Here is a 21,364-nt window from a genome sequence, read left to right on the forward strand (position 1 = left end):
CCAAGGAGTCACCATGATGCTTCGAAACACGCTCGCCGCCGTTCTCTTCGTCCTGCCCGCCGCCGCCTTCGCCCAGGTCGCACCCACTCCCGCCCGTTATGTCGACGCCATCGACTGGCCCGCATCGGAGCAAGGCATGGATCGCTTCGTCGAGGCGGAGGCCCGGCTCAGCGCCGGCTTCGACAAGATCTGCGGCGACACCTTCTGCGAAGGGGAATACGCCAATCTTCGCCCGATGCAGCTTCGCTGCTCGGTCGACACCACCAAGGGGACCATGAAGCAGTGCCTCTGGCTGTTCTCCGGCAGTACCGCCATGGTGAACCCGAAATCCGGCGCCGTGCAGACCGCGGCCAAGCTTTACAAATGCAAGCTTCTGCTCGCCAAGGACACCCCGGTGGATAAATTCTACGAGGTGATGAACGGCGACGACGCGCTGCACGCGAAGCTGCCGATGTCGCGTTACTCCGTCTACGACGGGCTGGTGGGTTGCCTGTAACGACCGTTTCACAGCGTTGATCCACCGTCCCGCCGCACGCCCACTGGCGGCGGGGCGGTTCCGCTGGTTTGCTCGATGCACCCACCATCGAGGTCACGCCATGCGCTTCCGCCATTTTCTCGTCCTGTTGGCCTTCGTGGCCGCTGCCCCTTGCGCCGCCGCCGATTCACCGAAGGCCGAGATCGAACAGGTGGTGACGCGTTTCCAGGCGTCCCTGAAAACCCACGATCGCGCCGCACTGGCAAACCTCTTCCTCGCCGACAGCAAGGCATGGTGGAACGTGCTGGGTGACGAAAGCTACCGCAAGGTCAAGGCGAAGCACCCGGAAGCCGCCCGCTACAAGGCGGGGACCTGGCAGGAGTTCGCCGACTACGTCGGCGGCACCAAGGCCAGCATCGAGGAACGCTTCCACAACGTGCGCATCGAGACCGACGGCAGCGTGGCCTCGGTCTACTTCGATTTCGAATTCGTGGCCGATGGCAAGGTGGGTAACAAGGGAGCGGAAACCTGGCAGCTGATCCGCACCGACGACGGCTGGAAGATTGCCTCCATGCTGTACTCCTCCAACTTCTGACCGATACTGCGGGCACGGAAGCCACGGGCAAGGCCATGCGTGAAGATCGCAGCGTGACGGTGTCGCCAGGCATGGCCTGGGTCGCGGGCCTGCCCGTGCTGGGTTGCATGTTGGTCATGGGCCTTCCGTCGGTCGGCGATGCGCATGTGCTGGCCTTCCGGCTTTTCTACGCCGTCGCCTACCTGTTCTGGATCGTGCCGGTGGGTTGGCTGCAGCGCTCGCTTTGGCGGCGCGGCGCCGGTACCTGGACGATGGCCGCCGTGCTCCTCCCGGCCACCTACGCGATGTCGGTGCTGAACGCCGTGATCGCCTTGCGTTTCATCGCCAACGAGGACGCGCGGGTGCGTTGGAACTGGACCTGGGTGTTTGGCGGGCTGGACGGTTGCTGGCTTGCCCTCGTCGCCTTCTGCGGGTTGCAGGCGATCGTGCTGCACCGTGCAGCCCTGCAGGCCGAGGGTGAGCGCGTGCGGCTCGCGTGGCTTGCGGCGCGCGATGCCGAACTACGCGCCTTGCGCTACCAGCTGCAGCCGCACTTCCTCTTCAATACACTCAATGCGATTTCCGCCCTCGTCGCTGACGATCGAAAGCGGGAGGCCAGCCGCATGATCGCCCGCCTCGGCGATTTCCTCCGCGCCACGCTGGAGGAAATCCGTGGGCACGAAGTCAGCGTGGCTGAGGAAATCGCTTTCACTTCCACCTACCTGGACATCGAAAAAGCGAGGTTGGGCGATCGCCTGTACGTGGATATGCGGGCAGGGCCGGATGTCCTCGATGCAACCTTGCCGTACCTGCTTCTCCAGCCGCTGGTCGAGAACGCGATCCACCATGGCATCGCCCCGCTAGGGATCGCGGGGGAGTTGGCCATCCGCATCGTGCGCGAAGGTGATCGCCTTTGCGTGACCGTCGACAACGACGTGCCATTCCCCGTGGATAACCGGGCGACTGGCGTAGGGCTGGCAAACGTACGCGCGCGGCTGGATGCACTGTACCCCGGCGCATACCGATTCGAGTCCGCACCGGTCCAGGCGAAATGGCGTGTCGCGATCGAACTGCCGTGGCGGATCGTGGAACCCGGGCGGGCTGCCGCATGATCCGCGTGGCGGTGGTGGACGACGAACCGCTGGCCCGCGCCGGCGTCGTGGCGCGGTTGCGCGGCGAGCCCGATGTCGTTGTCGTTGGTGAGTTCGTGGATGGACACGAACTCGCCGCGCTTCGCCGCCATTCGGTAGATGTGGTGATCGTCGATGTCCAGATGCCCGGACGCGATGGCCTCGACGCCCTGGCGACGATTCCGGTGGCCGAACGTCCTCTTGCCATTCTTCTCACCGCGCACGAGCACTTCGCCGTGCGCGCCTTTGAACTCCAGGCGGTGGATTACCTGCTGAAGCCCATCGACGACGAGCGTTTCGGCGAAGCGATCGACCGGACGAGGCGTCAATTGCGTGGACAGACGATGGCGGCGACAACACGGCACTTCGCCATCCGGGTCGGTACCAGATTGAGCTTCATCGATGCGGACGATGTCGAATGGATCGAAGCCGACGGCGACTACGCGGTCTTGCATGTACTGGGACGACGGCACCTGTTGCGCGAGCCGCTGCACACGCTTGCGCGCCGGCTCGACCCCGCGCGATTCGTGCGCGTGCACCGATCGGCGATCGTTCGCATCGACCAGGTGGAGGAGCTGCGCCCGCGACCGAATCGCGACGCGGTGTTGCGCCTGCGCGACGGCACGGCGCTCAGGGCAAGCCGTACCTACATCGAGACGTTGCTCGCGGCGTTGCACCGCATCGCCTAGTGCCGGGCGGCCCAGGTCGACGAAGCGGCCGGCATGGCTTCGCGGGACACGGATTCGGACAACGGTTCGTCAGGCAAGGCGATCTCGACGCGGTTGCGCCCAGCGGCCTTGGCCCGATAGAGCGCCTCGTCTGCCTTTGCCAGTAGCCGGTCGAGCTGTTCGCCGTGGCGTGACGTGCAAGCCACGCCGAAGCTGGCCGTCACATGGGCCGTGGAGGGGCCGCCGGCGGGCGGCGCGGCGAGCGCCGTGCGGATCATGTCCGCGCGCTTCGCGCCGGCGGTCTCGTCGGCGTTCGGCAGGAGGATGCCGAATTCCTCCCCGCCCAGCCGGCCGAACACGTCTCCCTCGAGTATGTGGTCGCGGCATTCGGCGACGACGCGCAGGAGCACCCAATCGCCTTCGGCGTGCCCGTACGTATCGTTGACCAGTTTGAAATGGTCCAGGTCGAACAGGATCAGGCACGAGGGCTTGCCGTTCTTGCGAACGTTCTGCAATGTCTGCGTGGCTTCCTCGACGAAATGCTGGCGGTTGCAGATGCCGGTGAGGCTGTCACGGCGTGCCATGCGCATGAAACGCAGCTGCGAACGCTTGGTGCGGACCAGCCACAGGCCGATCGCCGCCAGGACGGTGAGCAACAACAGGATGTAGAGCCGGCTCGTTTCCATCGAGCGCCGGTCGACTTCGCGTTGCAGGTGCAGGATCTGGTTCTGGCGGTCGAGCGCGTCGGCTTCCATGCGGCTGGAGGTCACCTGTTGCTTCACCACCTGGTAGGCGAGCGCACGGGCCGTCACATCATCGAGATAGCCCTTGTCCGCCTGCATGTAGCGTTCGAGCCAATCGGTCGAGGCGCGGAAATCGCCGCGCCGCTTGGCGGCCAGGTACAGCGTTCGCAGCGCCACCGCCATGGGTTCGGAATATTCCCCCGCGATCGAACTGTCGACCGCCGCATGGGCATATTTTTCCGCCGCGTCCACATCGCCGGTCTGCCAATGGCCCTCGGCGAGCAGCGACTCGAATTGTGAAATGAGGCTCGGATATTGGTCGCGCACGACCGCCGGGTAGTGCTTCTCCAGCATGGCGACGGCTTCGGCGGCGTGTCCGGCATGGATGGTTCCCTCGGCCACGTCCGCGCGAAGCGCATTGGCGATGAGGTTCTCGCCGGCGGCCTCGCATGCCGCGATGCCCTGGGTGAAACGCGGATCGGCTCCTTCGATGCGCTTGCCCCGATAAAGCGCATGGAGCTTGATAAAGGTGCCCTTGCAGGCGCTGTCGCCGGCGGGCGTGCTTTCGATCATCCGCTCGGCGTATTCGGCGGCGATGTCGTACTGGCCGGCGGACGTGAGCATCTGCGCCGCCTCGCCCAGGCCCTGGAGGCGGGCCTGCGGGTCGCTTACCTCGGGCAGGCTATCGGTGAGTTCGGTCAGGCGGGAGAACGCTTCCTGGTAACGGTGCCCGATGCCCAGGATGTTGATCAGCGTGGCGGTGGCGCGAAAACGCAAGGTGGTATCGGATGAACCACCGATCACCGCCTCGAGCAATGGCACCGCGGCTTCGTAATTGCCGGCATAGGCGACCTGCCAGGCTTCGAGATAATGAAGATGGGCCCGTTGTGCCGCGGTCAGTCGCGGAACGTCACGGCCGAGCCGCGCCACCGTATCCATGAAGGCGGGATGGTCGGAGGTCTTGGTCGCGTCGGCATGTGCGAGCGTCGCCGTCGCGTCCTCGCCCGGCGTGAGCTGAGCGAGGGCCGCGCCGGCATGGAACGCCAGCGTGAATGCGATCGCCAGCCCCAGCCGGCGTCCGAAGCGACCGATCATGCCACCGTGGCCTCGCGCTCAGGCGTCCGAGGGATCGGGCACGTCGGGCGTCTCGGGTGCATCGTTCGCGGGCGGTTCCGAGCCTTCCTCGTTCTGCGGAGTGTCGCCAAGCTGGATGCTGTAGAACGTGCCCGGCGCGATGCGGTCGCGCAGCGCTCCCTCGTCACCGGCGAGGATCGCGGCGGCCAGCGCGCCATCAACAGCGGCCGCGTCCAGTTCGCGGGCGAGTTCGGCCGTACCGGCGTCATTCAGCGCGGCGTTGCCGCCCATGCGTTCCAGGAAATCGATAACGTCAGACATGTGTGCCCCCTTGATAAGACGCCGGGCTACCTCCCCAGGTGACCGTGCGCGTGGCGATCATAGCGCGGCGGGCGACAGCCCGTCGGACCGGGTGGGAATCGCCTACGAACGTTGCCCGGGTAATGCCATGAAGTCGGCCCTCGCCTGGCTGCAAACGGCTCCATCATGCCCGGACCGACCAAGGGACATCCGACCATGCATCAGCTACCTCGTCGGCGGCCTTGGCGACGGCTTCTCGAAGCTCGAACAGTCCGGCTGGATGGGCGTCGACCTGTTCTTCGTGCTCAGCGGCTACCTGATCGGCACGCAGGTGCTGAAATCCCTCGCCACCACGGGCCGACTCGACTTCGCAGCCTTTTACGGGCGCCGTGCCGTGCGCATCCTGCCCGCGTTCTTCACGGTGCTCGCTCTGTATGTGCTGTGGCCAGCGTGGCGGGAGACGCCAGGGATGCAGCCGCTATGGCAGTTCCCCACCTTCACCTTCAACCTGCTGTTCGATAACGGCGACAACTACGCCTTCTCCCACGTGTGGTCGCTCTGCGTGGAAGAGCACTTCTACCTCGTGTTTCCCATACTCGCCTTCACCCTGACGCGTAAGCCGGCCGCCTGGAAGCTCGTCGTCGCAGGCGCCGTGGTGGTCGTTGGCGGCATGTTCGTGCGCGGATGGTCGTGGACCCACTGGCTCGCGCCGGCGCAGGCGGCGGGCGAGAACGTAGGAACCGTCTACCTTCGCTACCTGTACTACCCGACATGGGCGCGCCTCGATGGACTGCTGGCCGGTGTCGCGCTCGCGGTGTGCGGCGTGTACCGGCCGCGGGCCATGGCGTGGTTACGGGCACGGGTGAACGGGGTGCTCATCCTTGGCGCGCTCCTGCTCGCGACCGCGCTCATGCTGTTCGATGGCGCGCGCACGGGGTTCTGGCCCTGCGTCGTCGGCTATCCGTTGATCGCGCTGGCGATGGCCGCCTTCGTGGCCGCCGCCAGTGGCGACACCTGGCTGGCGCGGCTGGATATCCCGGGTGCGGGTTGGCTGGCCCGCGCCTCCTACAGTCTCTACCTCAGCCACAAGGGCGTCTTCCATCTGGTGCAAGGTGCCCTGGACGGCCAATTGGCCGACCATCGATTCCTGCGTTTCGCCATCTATGCGGCCGCGACCCTGGCCGGTGGCGCCGTCCTGCATTACGCGGTCGAGCGGCCCTTTCTGCGTTGGCGGGACAAGCGTGCCGCGCGTTCGGCTACACTGTCGGCGCCCAAGGTGATCCACGGCGTCAGCGCCGGGGATTGAAACGGGAATCCGGTGACGTGCGCGGCCTGCCAAGGGTCGCCGCCATTCCGGAGCTGCCCCCGCAACGGTAGGCGAGCAAAAGGTCGGCATCGAGCCACTGTGCCAAGGCATGGGAAGGCGCCGTCCCCGCAGGGATTCCCTGCGCTCGTGAGCCCGGAGACCGGCCTCGAGGTACACCGGACAGGCGGAGGGCCGTGTCGTGGGTGGCCGACAGCCTTCCGCCGCCGGCGATCCCGCCATCCCGCTTCCTGTCCCTCGCCATTCATGCCGCGCGGGTAGGCGCGGTGAGCAGGGAGTCACCCCGTGTCATTTCGTTCCTCCAGCCTCGCGGTCGCCATCGCGGTGGCCTTCCTCATGCCGGCCGCGGCGTTCGCCGATGCGTCCACCGACCTCGACCAGGTCGTCGTCACCGCCAGCCGCACCGACCAGACCCTCAACCAGGTGCTCGCCGCCTCCACCGTGATCGACCGGGCCGAGATCGAGCGCTTGCAACCGCGCTCGCTCGCCGACCTGCTGCGCGGCACGCCGGGCGTCTCGATCGCCAACAATGGCGGCCCGGGCAAGGCCACCTCGGTGTTCCTGCGCGGCACCGAGGCCGACCATGTGCTCGTGCTGGTGGACGGCGTGAAGATCGGTTCGGCCACCTCCGGCACCGCGGCGTTGCAGGATATTCCGGTCGACCAGATCGAGCGCATCGAGATCGTGCGCGGCCCGTACTCGAGCCTGTATGGTTCCGACGCCCTCGGCGGCGTCATCCAGATCTTCACCCGTCATCCCGAAGGCGGCTTCGTCCCCCATTTCTCCGTGGGCGTGGGCAGCTACGACACGCTGCGCGGCTCGGCGGGCTTCGCTGGCCGTGGTGCCCAGGGCTGGTACGCGGTGGAGGCGAGCCACGACCAGACCGACGGCATCAACGCCTGCCGGGGCAAACCCAGCCCGGGCGGCGGCGGCTGCTTCACTTATGAACCGGACAAGGACGGCTACCGCGACAATGCGCTGTCGTTGAAGGGCGGCTGGCGATTCGACGAGCAATGGGATGCGGACGCGAGCGCCACGCGCACGGAAGGACGCAACCATTACGATGGGACCAGCAGCAACTTCGCCGAATCCGCCACCCAGGTCGTCGGTGGCCGCCTGCGCTACAAGCCGTCGCAGGACATGCTGTTCACCGCCAACCTGGGCCGTAGCGAAGACCTGTCCACCGATTACGAGAACAGCGTCTACGCCGATACCTTCAATACGCATCGCGATGTCGCGTCCGTGCAGGCCGACCTTGGCCGGGTGGGCGGTGGCGCCGGCCTCACCACGCTCGGCTTCGACTGGCAACGCGATCGCGTCGTCGGCAATACCGATTACCTCGTGGACGCGCGGCGCAACCACGCGTTGTTCGCGCAGTGGCAGCAGGAGTTCGGTGCCAGCTCCGTGCAGGCCAGCCTGCGCCGCGACGAGAACAGCCAGTTCGGCGGAAAGACCACCGGCAGCCTGCAATACGGTTACACGCTGACGAAGACCCTGCGCGTCACGGGCAGCTACGGCACCGCGTTCAAGGCGCCGACATTCAACGATCTCTACTACCCCGACTACGGCAACCCCGACCTGGGCCCGGAGACCTCGCGGAATTGGGAACTGGGCGTTCGTGGCACGCCCGGCTGGGGCAACTGGTCGATCAACGCCTTCCAGAACAAGATCGATAACCTGATCGTGTTCGACGCGAGCCTGAGCGGACCGCTATTCCCCTTCGGCGGGGCGAACAACATCGATCGTTCGCGCATTCGCGGTGTCGAACTGGCGGCGGACACCACGCTTGGCGACTGGCGCCTGGCCGGCAACGCGACTTGGTTGCAGCCGGAAGACGATAGCGACGATGCCTCGCACGGCAACCTGTTGCCGCGCCGTGCGCGCCGTACCGCGCATGTCGACGTCGACCGCAGCTTCGGCGCGTTCAGTGCCGGTGCGAGCGTGTTCGCCTCCGGTTATCGCTACGACGATACCGCCAACGCCCATCGCCTCGGCGGCTACGCGTTGACCGACCTGCGTATGGCATACGCCTTCGACGCGGCATGGAAGGTCGAACTTTCGGCCAACAACATCTTCGACCGCCACTACGAAACGGCCCGCTACTTCAACCAGCCGGGTCGCAACTGGATGCTCACGCTGCGCTACCAGCCCCGTTCATAACCGTGCACACCATCGAGGTCTTTCCGATGAAACCGCTTTCGCGTCCCTTGTTCGCCGCCGTCGCCGCGTTGTTCGCCTTGCTCATGCTCGGCACGCGCTTCTCCCACTTCGGCGACGCCTTGCACCTGCCAGACGCCTCGATGGCGTTGTTCTTCCTGGGTGGTCTCTACCTGCGCAAGCACCTGGCCTTTCTCGGCTTCGTCGTTCTCTCGGTGCTGATCGACTGGTACTCGGTGAGCTACGCGGGGGTGAGCGACTTCTGCATCACCGTGGCCTACTCGTTCCTGCCGCTGGCCTATGCGGTGCTGTGGTACGCGGGGCGGCTCCTGGCGCCGCGTTTCGACGGATCGCTTGCCTCGCACGCCCTCGTCTTCGCGGGCATCGTCGTCAGCGCCACGGTCTCCTATGCGATCTCGAACGGCGCGTTCTACTGGCTGGGTGGCCGTTACACCGAGCCGAACATGGCCCAGTACGTGCAGCGCTTCGCCCAATGGGCGCCGTTGTTCGTTCGTGCCGCTGCCGGTTACGTGCTCGCGGCCCAGCTGGTCCAGGCCCTGGTGTTCCGCTTCGCGCCGCGCGCAGGCGACGGCAAGACGGCCAGCGCATGAACGACGCCGTGCCCTGGCAGGACATGGACGAGGATGCGCGCCATCGCGACCGGATGCGCCGCAAGAAGGAGCTGATCGACCGGCGCATCGCCAGGGCGACCATCGACCGCGGCGTGCTGGTGGTGAACACCGGCAACGGCAAGGGCAAGAGTTCGTCGGGCTTCGGTATGCTGGCGCGGTCGCTCGGCCATGGCTTCCGCTGTGGCGTCGTGCAGTTCATCAAGGGCAGTTTCTCCACCGGCGAGGAGGCGTTTTTCCGCATGTTCGAGGACGGCCCGCTGGACTACCACGTGATGGGCGAGGGCTACACCTGGGAAACCCAGGACAAGGCGCGCGATGTCGCCGCGGCGACGGCGGCGTGGGAAGTGGCGGAGAGCATGCTTCGCGATCCCGCCTACGACTTCGTGTTGCTCGACGAACTCAACATCGCCCTGGTGAAGCGCTATGTCCCGCTCGACCGCGTGCTGGAGGCACTGCGCCTACGGCCCGAACGGCAGCATGTCGTCATCACCGGCCGTGGTGCGCCCGATGAACTCGTCGCCGCCGCCGACACCGTCACGGAGATGCGCGTGGTCAAGCACGCTTACCAGGCAGGTATCCGCGCGCAGAAGGGCGTCGAGCTGTGAGCCGTGCCTGTCCCGCGCTGCTGGTTTCCGCGCCTGCGTCGGGGCAGGGCAAGACCAGCGTCACCGCCGCGCTCGCCCGTGCCCACGTGCGGCAGGGACACCGCGTGCGCGTGTTCAAGACGGGGCCGGATTTCCTCGATCCGATGATCCTGGAGCGCGCGAGCGGGGCACCGGTGTATCAGCTCGATCCCTGGATGGGCGGGGACGACGACGTTCGCGCACGGCTTTACGCCGCCGCGGCCGACGCGGACCTGATCCTGGTCGAGGGCGTGATGGGCCTGTTCGACGGTGCGCCGTCGAGCGCGGACCTGGCCATGGCGTTCGGCTTGCCGGTGATGGCGGTGATCGACGGCAGCGCCATGGCGCAGACCTTCGGTGCGCTGGCACATGGGCTGGCGAGCTACCGCCCCGGCCTGCACGTGCAAGGCGTGCTCGCCAATCGCGTGGGCGGCGCGTATCACGCCGGATTGTTGCGCGACAGCCTGCCCCCGGGCATGGCGTGGTACGGGGCATTGCCGCGCGACGCGGCCATGGCCTTGCCGGAGCGGCACCTGGGTCTCGTCGCGGCGGCGGAACTGGCCGACCTCGATGCGCGACTGGATGCGCTGGCGGATGCCTTGCTTGCGCAAGGGCCGATGGACCTGCCGCCTGCGGTCGCCTTCGAGGCGCCCCCGGCGCCCGTCTCCTCGGTACGCCTCGATGGCGTACGCATCGCCATCGCACGCGATGCGGCATTCGCCTTTCTCTATCCCGCCAACCTCGACGTGCTCCGCGACGCGGGTGCGGATCTGTCGTTCTTCTCGCCCGTGGCGGGCGATCCGCTGCCCGATTGCGATGCGGCCTGGCTGCCGGGCGGTTATCCCGAACTGCATATCGACGCACTCGCCGCACACGACGACCTGCGCCGCGACCTGCACGCGCACGTCGAGGCAGGCCGCCCGCTGCTCGCCGAATGCGGTGGACTGCTCTACGCGCTGGACCGCCTTGCCGATCGCGATGGCCATGAAGGTGCGATGCTGGGCTTGTTGCATGGCCACGCCGCGATCCAGCCGCGGCTGGCGGCGCTGGGCATGCAGGCCGTCGAATTGCCCGAGGGAAGCCTGCGCGGGCACTCGTTCCACTATGCGCAGGCGACGGTGGAGGCGACGCCGCTGGCCCTGGCGAGCAACCCTCACGGCGGTCCCACGGCGGAGAAGGTCTACCGCCGCGGACGCATGACGGCGAGCTTCGTGCACTTCTACTTTCCGTCGAATCCCGGCGCGGCGTGCCGGCTCTTCCTGCGATGACGACCTTGCTGGCGATGCTGCTGGCCTTGGCGCTGGATGCCGTACTCGGCGAGCCGCGCCGTTTCCATCCGCTGGTCGGCTTCGGTTCGCTGGCCAGCGCGGTAGAACGCCGGCTCCATGCCGACCATCGCCTGGCGGGTATTGCCGCGTGGATGCTTGCCGTGCTCGTGCCGGTGGCATTGTTTTGTGGATTGCGTGCCGTGTCGCCGCCTGTCCTCGTCTTTGCCCTCGACGTGCTCGTACTGTATTTCGCCTTGGGGCGACACAGCCTCGGTGAACATGCGCGGCCGGTGGCTGCCGCCTTGCGCGATGGCGACCTGCCACGGGCGCGTGCCGCCGTGGGCCGCATGGTGAGCCGCGACACAGGCGCATTGGATGCCACGCATGTCGCCGCGGCCGGCACGGAATCGGTGTTGGAGAACGGCCACGATGCCGTATTCGGTGCGCTGTTCTGGTTCATCGTGTTCGGCGCGCCCGGGGCCTTGCTGTTCCGCCTGGTCAATACGCTTGACGCCATGTGGGGTTACCGGACCGATCGCTACGAACGCTTCGGTTGGGCCGCGGCGCGGACCGACGATGTCCTCGGTTACGTGCCGGCCAGGCTCACCGCGCTCAGCTATGCCGCCATGGGCGATGCCGTCACGGCCCTCCGCTGCTGGCGCACGCAAGCCCCGTCATGGGACAGCCCCAATGCGGGTCCGGTGATGGCTTCCGGCGCGGGTGCGCTGCGCGTGTGTCTGGGTGGTCCGGCTCCTTATCACGGCCGGTGGGAAGAGCGTCCCATGCTTGGCGAGGGCGAGTTGCCCGATGCGTCCTCGATAGTCCGCGCGTTGCGTCTGGTCGATCGCGCGGTCGTCGCCTGGCTGGTTGTCGTGCTGTTGGTGGGAGTGGCGGCGCATGCTTGAACACGGTGGACGTCTTGCGCGCGCCGCTCGCGAGTTCGCTATCCCACGCGAGGCCTGGCTCGATCTGTCGACGGGGGTGAGTCCTCGCGCGTGGCCGGTGCCTCTCGTCCCGGCCGACGCGTGGCAGCGTCTTCCCGAGGATGACGATGGCCTGCTGGATGCCGCGCGTGCCTATTACGGTACCCGGCACCTGCTGCCGGTCGCGGGCTCGCAAGCCGCCATCGCGGCGCTGCCGCGTTTGCGCGCGCGGTCGCGAGTGGGCGTGATCGCGCCCGGCTATGCGGAGCATGCGCACGCATGGCGGCAAGCGGGTCACGACGTCGTGCCACTGCCACTTCCGGAACTGCTCGCACGGGCTTCGGAGTTCGATGTCGTCATCGTGATCCGCCCGAACAATCCCACCGGTGCCTGCCTGGACCGTGACGCTCTGCTGGACTTGCACACCGTTCTTGTGGGAGCCGCTTCAGCGGCGATCCCGCGGCAGCGGGTCAGTTCGAGTCAAGCCCTCATCGCCGCTGAAGCGGCTCCCACAAAAGCAGGCCCTGTAGCAGGCTCCGTAGCAGGTCCCATGGCAGGTAACGATCCTTGGCTCGTGGTGGACGAGGCGTTCATCGACACGCGGCCGGACGACAGCCTGGTGCCGCATGTACGCGACGGCATCATCGTACTTCGCTCGGTCGGTAAATTCTTCGGGATGGCCGGTGCACGCGCGGGTTTCATCGCGGCATGGCCGGGCTTGCTCGATGCATTGGCGGAAGTGCTCGGACCGTGGACGCTGACGGGCCCGAGCCGGTATGCCGTGACACAGGCGCTGATGGACCGCGCGTGGCAGGTCTCCGCGCGGGCGTGGTTGCACGAGGCGTCCGCACGATTGTGGACGATGCTGACGAAGCATGGCCTGCGTCCGTCCCGTGGCTGCGAATTCTTCCAGTACTGCGAACGATCCGACGCGGCGGAACTGCAGCGGTCGCTGGCGCGACACGCGGTCCTCGTCCGATATTTCGACGCCCCGCGGGCCGTGCGTTTTGGCTTGCCCGCGGATGATGCCGCTTTCGCGCGACTGGATCGTGTCCTCGCGGAGGTCATGCGATGAGTGCCCGCGTACTCATGGTGCAAGGCTGCACGTCCGACGCGGGCAAGAGCACCGTGGTCGCCGCGCTGTGCCGTTGGTTGTACCGTCGTGGTGCCGCTGTCGCACCGTTCAAGCCACAGAACATGGCACTCAATTCCGCCGTGACCGTGGATGGCGGCGAAATAGGCCGCGCACAGGCCGTGCAGGCGCAGGCGGCGGGTGTGCCCCCGCATACCGACTTCAACCCGGTACTGTTGAAACCGAACAGCGATACCGGCGCCCAGGTGATCGTGCACGGGCACGCCATAGGCAACATGGACGCCGTCGGCTACCACGCCTACAAACGGGTGGCGATGGAGGCGGTGCTCGCCTCGCATGCGCGGTTGGTGGATCGGTACGACGCGTTGGTCGTCGAAGGCGCGGGCAGTCCGGCCGAGATCAATCTTCGCGACCGGGACATCGCGAACATGGGATACGCGGAGGCGGTGGATTGCCCCGTCGTGCTCGTCGCCGACATCGATCGCGGCGGCGTTTTCGCGCACCTCGTCGGTACCCTGGCCTTGCTCTCCGAAAGCGAGCGCGCACGCATCGTGGGCTTCGTCATCAACCGGTTCCGCGGTGACATCGCCTTGCTGCAGCCGGGGCTGGACTGGCTGGAGCGCGAGACCGGAAAACCGGTGCTTGGCGTGTTGCCCTACCTGAGCGGCCTGGTCCTGGAAGCGGAGGACGCGTTGCCGCGAGATCGCAGCGAACGTCCACGGTCCGCCTTGCGCGTCGCGGTGCCCGCGCTGCCTCGGATCAGCAACCACACCGATCTCGACGCACTGCGGTGGCATCCGGAGGTGGACTGCGTCTTCGTCGGTCCCGGCGACGCCTTCCCGGCCTGCGACCTGATCGTGCTGCCCGGCTCCAAATCCACGCGGGCCGATCTCGCCTGGTTGCGCGCACAGGGGTGGGACGAGGCGATCCTTCGTCATGTGCGTTATGGCGGCCGGGTGATCGGCATCTGCGGCGGCATGCAGATGCTCGGCCGCGCCGTACACGACCCCGGTGGCATCGAGGGCCAGGAGGGATCCAGCGAAGGCCTCGGCTTGCTCGACCTGGAAACGACCCTGGCGCCGACGAAGCAGTTGCGCAACGTGCGGGGCAGGTTGGCGGACAGCCAGGCCGCGGTGAGCGGCTACGAGATTCACTGTGGCGTGAGCGAAGGACCGGCCATGGCCATGCCGGCCGTATGGCTGGAAGACGGCCGTGGCGACGGCGCGCGCTCGGACGACGGACGAGTGATCGGTACCTATCTGCACGGCATCTTCGACCATCCCGATGCGCTGGCCGGGTGGCTCCGCGACGCGGGGTTGCACGCGGCCGAGCGCTTCGACATCCAGGTACAGCGCGAAGCGGCACTGGAACGGCTGGCCGATGCGGTCGACGCGCATATGGATGCCGCTACGCTGGAGCGGATCTTTGGGTTGCGCCGGTGCTGAGCCTTGTCCTTGGCGGTGCGCGCTCGGGCAAGAGCGCGCTGGCGGAACGTCTCGCCATCGACAGCGGCCGTGACGTTGTCTACATCGCGACGGCGCAGGCGCTCGACGCCGAGATGGCGGAACGCATCGCGCATCATCGCGTGCGGCGGCCCGCCGAATGGATGTCGGTCGAGGAACCGCTGGCCTTGGTCGCCACGCTTCGCCAACACGCGCGCGCGGACCGCTTCCTGCTGGTGGATTGCCTCACGCTCTGGCTATCGAACCTGCTCGGTATCGACGATGGCGCGCACTTCGCGTCGCAGCGGGATGCCTTGCTCGACGGCGTATGCGGCCTGCCGGGCGACATCGTCCTCGTCAGTAACGAAGTCGGCCTCGGCATCACGCCGCTGGGCGAACTCACGCGCCGCTTCGTCGACGAAGCGGGACGCCTCCACCAGGCCCTGGCGCAACGGTGCGATCGCGTCGTCTTCGTCGCTGCCGGCCTGCCCCTGACCCTCAAAGGAACACCGCCATGATCGACTGGCTCGCGGCACCCAGCCGCGTTCCGGACCACGCCGTCGCCCGTGCCGCGGCCGCACGCCAGGACACCCTCACCAAGCCGCCGGGCTCGCTGGGCCGGCTCGAGGCGCTCGCCGTGCAACTGGCCGGCCTGCAAGGGCGTGAACGGCCCTCCGCCGCGCGTGTCCGGATCGCCGTGTTCGCCGCCGATCACGGCGTCGCCGCCGAAGGTGTATCCGCCTTCCCGCAGGCGGTCACGGGGGAGATGCTGCGCAATTTCGCCGGTGGCGGTGCGGCGATCGCCGTCCTGGCGCGCGAACTCGGCGCCACGCTCGAGGTGGTGAACCTGGGCACGGTGAACGATCCGGGCGATGTTCCCGGTGTGCGGCGTCGCGTGATCGCCCCGTCGAGCGCCAACTTCTGCGCGGGGCCGGCGATGACGGATGCCCAGCTGGACGCCGCGTTGATGGCGGGCGCGGCAAGCGTGGCCGACGCCATCGACGCAGGGACGGATGTCTATATCGGTGGCGACATGGGTATCGGCAACACCACGGTCGCCAGTGCGCTGGCTTGCGCCTTGCTCGATGCGCAGCCGGATGCACTTGCAGGCGCGGGGACTGGACTGGGTGCCGAAGGCGTCGTTCGGAAGCAGCGTGTGATCGCGCGCGCCTTGGCGATGCACGCCGGGGTGGATACGGCGCGCGAGCGCTTGCGCTGCCTGGGCGGTTTCGAGATCGCGGCGTTGACGGGTGCCTTCGTCGCCGCGGCGCAGCGTGGCTTGCCGGTGCTCGTCGATGGTTTCATCACCAGCGTCGCGGCACTCGCCGCGGTCGCCCTGCGCCCGGATGCGAAGCCGTGGCTGATCTTCTCGCACCGTTCGCAGGAGTTGGGTCATGCACGCGTGCTCGCGGCGTTGGACGCCGAGCCGTTGCTCGACCTGCGGTTGCGGCTGGGTGAAGCGAGTGGTGCGGCGGTCGCCGTGCCGCTGCTGCGCATGGCCTGCGCACTGCACGCATCCATGGCGACCTTCGCCGAAGCGGGGGTGTCCGAGGCATGAGCATCGACCTGCTTCGTCACGGAGACACGGGCCAGCGCAGCTATCGCGGCCAACTGGACGATCCGCTCTGCGAACTGGGCTGGCGACAGTTGCGCGAGGCCGTCGAAGGCCGTGAATGGGATCGCGTGGTGTCGTCGTCGATGACGCGCTGCGCCGCGTTCGCGGCGGAGTTCGCGCAACGGCGCGGATTGCCTCTGCGTGTCGACGCGCGTTTGGCCGAATACCACTTCGGCGACTGGCAGGGCGTGCCGATCGAGACGATCGCGGCGACGGACAGCCAGGCGTTGGAGCGCTTCTGGGCCGATCCGGTCACGTATCCGCCGCCGGGTGCGGAACGCTTCGACGCGTTCCGTGCGCGCTTGTCCGCGGCGCTGGACGATGTCGCGGCGGAGGTGGCCGATGCACGGACCCTCGTCGTCACCCATGGCGGCGCGATCCGCCTGTTGCGCTGTGTCGCGGAAGGGCGCGGCTTCGGCGACATGGCGGGTATCGACGTGCCGCATGCGTCGCTGCACGCCTTGCATTGGAATCGCTGATGCGTGGATTGGCGGTGGCCTTCGCCTTTCTCACGCGCTTGCCGGTGCCGCGGGTGAACTTCGGTGCCGGTGCGCAGGCGGCGTCGCTGAAATGGTATCCGCTGGTGGGACTGGCGATCGGCAGCTTGCTGGTGGCTACCGCGCACCTGCTGCATGCGTTCCCCGTGCTACCGGCCGCGGCGATCGTCCTCGTTGTTTGGGTGGCGTTGACCGGCGCCCTGCACCTGGACGGCCTCGCCGACAGTGCCGATGCCTGGATCGGCGGCATGGGCGATCGCGAGCGCACGCTGGCGATCATGAAGGACCCACGCAGCGGTCCGGCCGGCGTGATTTCGCTGGTGCTCGTGTTGCTGTTGAAGTTCTCGGCGCTGGCGACGCTGGGTGGCACGTGGTGGCTGGTGTTGCCACCGCTACTCGGGCGCACGGCGATCGTCGCGTGGTTCCTCACGACAAGCTATGTGCGCTGGCAGGGCCTTGGCGAACCGCTTCGTGGCGCACCGGCCGTCGGTTGCCGCGTGGCGCTGCTGCTTGCCGTGGGGTTGGCGGCGTGTTTCGGATACGCGGGGTTGCTGGCGCTTGGTGCCGCCGCTATCACCGGCTGGTTATGGCGGCGCGCTTGCATCCGGCGCCTCGGCGGCTTCACCGGAGATACCGCCGGCGCGCTGGTGGAAATGGTCGAGGCGGCGACGCTGGTCGCACTCGTGGCGATCCACGGCTGAGAGCCTGCGGGGTCGCGGCAAACCTGGTGGGAGCCGACCTTCTTGTGGGAGCCGACCCGACCTCAGCTTGTGGGAGCCGACCTTGTCGGCGATCCCGCGGCAGCGGGCCAGGTTACGGCAAGCACCCATCGCCGACAGGGTCGGCTCCCACCAGAAGACATGACGGGTCCCTAACCGGACCCCTTCGCTCAGCCGCCTACTTCACGCATCCATGCGTCCATCCCGCCTTCGACGTTGAAGATGCGGGTGAAACCATGGGCGGCGAAACGCTCGGCGGCGGCGCGGCTGGACATGCCGACGTTGCAGATGAAGGCGATCGGCGTGTCCTTCGGCAACTGGCCGAGGCCTTCGTAGCCTTCGTCTTCCAGGATGCGTGCGCCGTCGATCGGGGCGACCACCGCGCGGCTCTGGGCCGGGCGGACGTCGATGAGGACGACATCGCCCGCATCGAGCTTGGCCTTCAGTTCCTGCACGCTCAGCGAAGCGATCTCGACGGCGCCCGGGAAATTCAGGCTCAGGCCTTCGCCCTGCACCGTGGACACCCAGTCGATCACGATGCCCTTCGCGCGCGCGGCGCTGCCGGGATCGAAATGCACTTCGATGCCGTTGGCGATGACGACGATGTCGTGGTCGCCGGCCGGCGCCAGCTGGAAGCCGGCGCTGTGGTCAGGGCCGATCTCCAGGTGCAGGGCCATGCCCTGGGCGTTGGCCATGCCACCGCGGATGGCCTCGGCGGCCTTCTCGGTGATGGTGATTTCCGGCGGTGTGCGGTCCGGGGCATCGACGCCGAACATCGTGTAGAGCTCGCCGCTGGTATAGAGCTGGCGGATGATGTCCGAGCCCCCGACCAGTTCACCCTTCACGTAGAGCTGGGGAATGGTGGGCCACTGGCCGTATTCCTTGATGCCTTCGCGGATCTCGGGATCCTGCAGCACGTCGACCGTGTGGTAGGCGGGGATCACGTCGTTGAGGGTGTTGATCGCCGCCGCGGAGAAACCGCACATCGGCTGCTGGCGCGAACCCTTCATGAACAGCACGACGTCGTGCTGGCCGAGGAGGGTTTCGATGCGCTCGCGGGTGGGGGTGTCGAGGGCCATGGGGTCACCGCGGAAAGGGAAGGGAGCCATTTTACCGGCATCCACCGCACATGGGCCCTATCCGGTCCGTTTCAACCCGCTATCGACACCCCGGTGCCGCGCAGGGTGGAGAGATCGGCCCGGCAGTCGGCCAGCGGGGCGAACCCGAGCACCGCCTCCGGCGAGGGCAGCACGGTCTCCCGGCTGGCCCGGCCCAGCGGGGTCACCCGCTCCGTCCAGTGGATCAGCTCCATGGCGCCCGTGGCGTCCTCGACCAGGGCGGTGCAGTGCTCCACCCAGTCGCCGTCGTTCAGGTAGAGGATGCCGTCGATCGGGCGGACGTGGCCGAAGTGGATGTGCCCGCAGATGTGGCCGTCGAGGCCACGTTCGCGGGCGTCGCGGGCCACGCGCTGCTCGTAGCCGCGGATGTAATCGAGGGCCGCGCCGACGTGCGACTTCAGGATGATCGACAGGGGCAGGTAGGGCAGCTCCAGGCGCAGGCGCACCGCGTGCACACGGCGATTGGCCCAGCAGATGAAGCGGTGCAGGGTGTCGCCCAGCCAGGCGATCCAACGGCGGCCGACGTGCTCGGGATCGAATTCGTCGCCGTGGCTGACCCGGTAGCGGCGGCCGTCGGCGCCTTCGTGGATGGCATCCAGTTCCACGCGGATGCCGGCGATGCTCGATCCGGCCAGGCCGCGCATCTGGAAGTCGTGGTTGCCGGGGATGTAGATCACTTCGACGCCACGCGCGGCGATCGCCACCAGTTCGGCGATCACGGCGCTATGGTCCGGGTGCCACCAATGGCGCTTCGCCAACGCTTCCAGGTCGACGATGTCGCCGACGAGGTAGAGCCGCTCGCACTCCAGGTGGCGGAGGAAGTCGAGCAGATAGGCCGCCTTGCAATCGGGCGTGCCGAGGTGCACGTCGGAGATGAAGGCGCTGCGGCAGGTGAGCTTCGCCATGGCATCGGTTCCCGGGGTTGTCCCGGGTGCCCAGTCTCGGGGCTTGAGGTAACGGGTGCGTGGCGGCGGTGTTGCAGCGGTGTTGCGGCCTGGCCGGCGCTTCGCGCCGGATCGCCGATGAATCGGCTCCCACCCTGCCGGCCCCTGGACAGTCAAGGCTCTGGTGGGAGCCGACCCTGTCGGCGATGCTCCTGTGGGAGCCGATTCATCGGCGATCAGTGGTGAAGTTCACGCAACGCGGCTTGGGCCTCGGGAAGGATCCGCTTCACCCACTCGGCATATTGCGCAGCCGACGGATGCAGCCCGTCGTCCACCAGCATGCCAGGCTTCGCCCCCGCTTCGCGCGATGCCGCCGTCACGTCCACCCACCGTGCGTGCATGCGCAGTGTTTCATCGCGCGCGATGGCGTTGAACGTATCGATCTCGCGGCCGATCGCCGCGCGGTCGCGCCCTTCCGCGAAGGCGGTCGCGCCCCAGTCGGGAATCGACACGACGACGACGCGGCGGACATCGCCGGACAACTCCGCCGCCCGTTGGAGCAGGGCGAGGAATTGCTCGCGGTATTCCGTCGCGGGCCGTCCGCGGTACTGGTTGTTCACACCGATCAGCAGGGTGACGAGCGCATAGCCTGGCTGCAGTGCCGCCGCGTCCATCGCCGCGGAGAGCTCGTCCGTCGTCCAGCCCGTGGTGGCGACGATGCGCGGCGCACCCAAGGCGACTCCGCTTTCGCGCAGCCGCGCGACGAGTTGCACCGGCCAGCGGCCTTCGTCGGGAACGCCTTCGCCGATCGTGTACGAATCGCCCAAGGCGAGAAACGCGGGATCCGCCATCGATCAGGCGACCGCGCTGGCGGCGGGTATCGCCTCGTCGGCCATGCGCGCGAGAACGCGGTCCATGCGGACGAAGACCTCGGCGAGTTGTTCCGGCGGGGGCAGCAAGGTGAGGCGCAGGTGGCGGCTCGCGGACAGGTTGAAGCTGGTGCCAGGCACGACGAGCACGTTCTCGTCCTCGAGCAGGCGCAGGGCGAAGGCGGTGTCGTCGAAATGCGCGATCGCATCGGCGCGCACCTGGGGGAAGGCGTAGATCGCACCGCCCGGCGCCACCGTCTCGAGGAACGGACTGGCGGCGACGCTTTCGAGCACGATGCGGCGGGCTTCGTGGAGGCGGCCGCCCGGCGCGGTCAGTGCGCCGATCGTCGGCTTGTCGAGCAGGGCGGGGCGCACGGCCCACTGTGCCGTCACGTTCGCGCACAGGCGCAGCGCGGCGAGCAGCTGCAAGGCATCGCGATACTCGGCAGTGCGCCGCTGGTCGCCCGAGAGGCTCATCCAGCCGACACGGTAGCCACAGGCGCGATGGACCTTGGACAGCCCGCCGAAGCTCACGCACGGATGGTCGCCGGCGACCGCCGCGAGGGGCTGGAACGGCATGCCGTCGTAGAGGATCTCATCGTAGATTTCGTCGCACAGCAGGAGCAGGCCGTGCCGCCGGGCGACCTCGACGATGCGTTCGAGCAGCGCCTTCGGGTAGACCGCGCCGGTAGGATTGTTGGGATTGATCAGCACCAGTGCTCGGGTGCGCGGGCCGACCAGCGCATCGATCTCGTCGGGATCGGGCAGGTGGCCGTTTTCGGCAAGGCAGCGGTAATAGCGGGGGCTGCCATCGTTGAGGATCGTCGCGGCGCTCCACAGCGGATAGTCCGGACTGGGCAGGAGGACCTCGTCGCCGGGTTGGAGCAGGGCGCGCAGCGAGATGTCGATCAGTTCGCTCACGCCATTGCCGATGAAGACGTGCTCGACATCGACGCCGGTCGCGCCGCGGCTCCGCTGCTGGGCGACGATCGCCTCGCGGGCTTCTTCCAGGCCTTGTTCGTGGCCGTAGGCCTCGCTGTCCACGAGGTGCGCGCCGATGGCCTCGCGCAGGTGCGGCGGGGTCGTGAACCCGTAACGGCCGGGGTTGCCGATGTTGAGCTTGATGATCGGCTGGCCCGCCGCTTCCATCTCGCGCGCACGCCGGGTGAGGGCGCCGCGGATTTCATAGCGCACTTCCGCCAGGTGCGCGCTGGGCTTGATCGAGGACACGTCGGG

General features: G+C 67.7%; 21 protein-coding genes, 1 pseudogene and 1 riboswitch. Of the genes and pseudogenes, 16 read left to right on the top strand and 6 right to left on the bottom strand.

Annotated elements, in window-relative coordinates; translation table 11 throughout:
• Positions 1-13: 13 nt before the first annotated feature.
• From J2T07_RS08770 to J2T07_RS08785, 4 genes are all read left to right on the top strand, one after another.
• Positions 14-496, top strand: coding sequence for a hypothetical protein (locus J2T07_RS08770; protein ID WP_306849045.1), 483 nt, complete (start codon positions 14-16; stop codon positions 494-496).
• Between the two features lie 100 nt (positions 497-596).
• A complete protein-coding gene (locus tag J2T07_RS08775) occupies positions 597-1,070 on the top strand; it encodes a nuclear transport factor 2 family protein (protein WP_306849048.1) in 474 nt (157 codons plus the stop codon).
• A 35-nt stretch (positions 1,071-1,105) separates the two neighbouring features.
• On the top strand, positions 1,106-2,161 hold the full coding sequence (locus J2T07_RS08780; protein WP_306849050.1) for a sensor histidine kinase: 1,056 nt from the start codon (positions 1,106-1,108) through the stop codon (positions 2,159-2,161).
• Entirely contained in the window at positions 2,158-2,868 is a 711-nt protein-coding gene (locus tag J2T07_RS08785; RefSeq protein ID WP_306849052.1) for a LytR/AlgR family response regulator transcription factor, read from the top strand. Before J2T07_RS08780 ends, J2T07_RS08785 begins: the two co-directional genes overlap by 4 nt.
• Here the strand turns inward: J2T07_RS08785 and J2T07_RS08790 are convergent.
• Both J2T07_RS08790 and J2T07_RS08795 read right to left on the bottom strand, forming a co-directional pair.
• The gene (locus tag J2T07_RS08790) at positions 2,865-4,685 is read right to left on the bottom strand and encodes a GGDEF domain-containing protein (protein WP_306849054.1); all 1,821 of its coding nucleotides are present in this window, start codon (positions 4,683-4,685) and stop codon (positions 2,865-2,867) included. The genes J2T07_RS08785 and J2T07_RS08790 overlap by 4 nt on opposite strands.
• Positions 4,686-4,703: 18 nt before the next feature.
• Positions 4,704-4,985, bottom strand: a complete 282-nt coding sequence (locus J2T07_RS08795) for a hypothetical protein (RefSeq protein WP_306849056.1) — start codon at positions 4,983-4,985, stop codon at positions 4,704-4,706.
• A 259-nt stretch (positions 4,986-5,244) separates the two neighbouring features.
• Between J2T07_RS08795 and J2T07_RS08800 the strand changes: the two are divergent.
• The 12 genes and pseudogenes from J2T07_RS08800 to J2T07_RS08855 all read left to right on the top strand — a co-directional run.
• Positions 5,245-6,153 (top strand): annotated as a pseudogene (locus J2T07_RS08800) (acyltransferase family protein); the annotation flags it as partial.
• A gap of 68 nt (positions 6,154-6,221) precedes the next feature.
• A riboswitch (cobalamin riboswitch) is annotated at positions 6,222-6,453 on the top strand.
• 120 nt (positions 6,454-6,573) lie between these two features.
• Positions 6,574-8,448 carry a TonB-dependent vitamin B12 receptor gene (btuB, locus tag J2T07_RS08805; protein WP_306849058.1) on the top strand — a complete coding sequence of 625 codons (1,875 nt, stop codon included), beginning with the start codon at positions 6,574-6,576 and terminating at the stop codon, positions 8,446-8,448.
• Positions 8,449-8,474: 26 nt separating this feature from the next.
• Entirely contained in the window at positions 8,475-9,056 is a 582-nt protein-coding gene (locus tag J2T07_RS08810; RefSeq protein WP_306849060.1) for a hypothetical protein, read from the top strand.
• Between the two features lie 23 nt (positions 9,057-9,079).
• Positions 9,080-9,682 (top strand): cob(I)yrinic acid a,c-diamide adenosyltransferase, encoded by a 603-nt coding sequence (cobO, locus tag J2T07_RS08815; RefSeq protein ID WP_345783958.1) that lies wholly within the window; start codon positions 9,080-9,082, stop codon positions 9,680-9,682.
• Positions 9,679-10,968, top strand: coding sequence for a cobyrinate a,c-diamide synthase (locus J2T07_RS08820; RefSeq protein WP_306849062.1), 1,290 nt, complete (start codon positions 9,679-9,681; stop codon positions 10,966-10,968). The genes cobO and J2T07_RS08820 overlap by 4 nt, the downstream gene beginning before the upstream one ends.
• Complete coding sequence (gene cbiB / locus J2T07_RS08825) at positions 10,965-11,873, top strand: adenosylcobinamide-phosphate synthase CbiB (protein WP_306849063.1); 909 nt, start codon at positions 10,965-10,967, stop codon at positions 11,871-11,873. Before J2T07_RS08820 ends, cbiB begins: the two co-directional genes overlap by 4 nt.
• Positions 11,866-12,966: a threonine-phosphate decarboxylase gene (locus tag J2T07_RS08830; RefSeq protein ID WP_306849065.1), complete on the top strand. Its 1,101-nt coding sequence runs from the start codon at positions 11,866-11,868 to the stop codon at positions 12,964-12,966. Before cbiB ends, J2T07_RS08830 begins: the two co-directional genes overlap by 8 nt.
• The gene (locus J2T07_RS08835) at positions 12,963-14,429 is read left to right on the top strand and encodes a cobyric acid synthase (protein WP_306849066.1); all 1,467 of its coding nucleotides are present in this window, start codon (positions 12,963-12,965) and stop codon (positions 14,427-14,429) included. Before J2T07_RS08830 ends, J2T07_RS08835 begins: the two co-directional genes overlap by 4 nt.
• A complete protein-coding gene (gene cobU / locus J2T07_RS08840) occupies positions 14,423-14,944 on the top strand; it encodes a bifunctional adenosylcobinamide kinase/adenosylcobinamide-phosphate guanylyltransferase (protein ID WP_306849067.1) in 522 nt (173 codons plus the stop codon). Before J2T07_RS08835 ends, cobU begins: the two co-directional genes overlap by 7 nt.
• Entirely contained in the window at positions 14,941-15,984 is a 1,044-nt protein-coding gene (gene cobT, locus J2T07_RS08845; RefSeq protein ID WP_306849068.1) for a nicotinate-nucleotide--dimethylbenzimidazole phosphoribosyltransferase, read from the top strand. The genes cobU and cobT overlap by 4 nt, the downstream gene beginning before the upstream one ends.
• Positions 15,981-16,520, top strand: a complete 540-nt coding sequence (locus J2T07_RS08850; RefSeq protein WP_306849069.1) for a histidine phosphatase family protein — start codon at positions 15,981-15,983, stop codon at positions 16,518-16,520. The genes cobT and J2T07_RS08850 overlap by 4 nt, the downstream gene beginning before the upstream one ends.
• Positions 16,517-17,239 carry an adenosylcobinamide-GDP ribazoletransferase gene (locus tag J2T07_RS08855; RefSeq protein WP_306849531.1) on the top strand — a complete coding sequence of 241 codons (723 nt, stop codon included), beginning with the start codon at positions 16,517-16,519 and terminating at the stop codon, positions 17,237-17,239. Before J2T07_RS08850 ends, J2T07_RS08855 begins: the two co-directional genes overlap by 4 nt.
• Before the next feature lie 188 nt (positions 17,240-17,427).
• Here J2T07_RS08855 and grxD read toward each other — a convergent pair whose 3' ends face one another.
• From grxD to J2T07_RS08875, 4 genes are all read right to left on the bottom strand, one after another.
• Positions 17,428-18,336 carry a Grx4 family monothiol glutaredoxin gene (gene grxD / locus J2T07_RS08860; protein WP_306849070.1) on the bottom strand — a complete coding sequence of 303 codons (909 nt, stop codon included), beginning with the start codon at positions 18,334-18,336 and terminating at the stop codon, positions 17,428-17,430.
• A 71-nt stretch (positions 18,337-18,407) separates the two neighbouring features.
• On the bottom strand, positions 18,408-19,280 hold the full coding sequence (locus tag J2T07_RS08865; protein WP_306849071.1) for a UDP-2,3-diacylglucosamine diphosphatase: 873 nt from the start codon (positions 19,278-19,280) through the stop codon (positions 18,408-18,410).
• 215 nt (positions 19,281-19,495) lie between these two features.
• Entirely contained in the window at positions 19,496-20,110 is a 615-nt protein-coding gene (locus tag J2T07_RS08870) for an SGNH/GDSL hydrolase family protein (RefSeq protein WP_306849072.1), read from the bottom strand.
• A 3-nt stretch (positions 20,111-20,113) separates the two neighbouring features.
• A complete protein-coding gene (locus J2T07_RS08875) occupies positions 20,114-21,358 on the bottom strand; it encodes an aminotransferase class I/II-fold pyridoxal phosphate-dependent enzyme (protein ID WP_306849073.1) in 1,245 nt (414 codons plus the stop codon).
• Between the last annotated feature and the right edge of the window lie 6 nt (positions 21,359-21,364).

It is taken from the genome of Luteibacter jiangsuensis (assembly GCF_030812295.1).
In the GTDB taxonomy this organism is placed as follows: Bacteria; Pseudomonadota; Gammaproteobacteria; order Xanthomonadales; family Rhodanobacteraceae; genus Luteibacter; species Luteibacter jiangsuensis_A.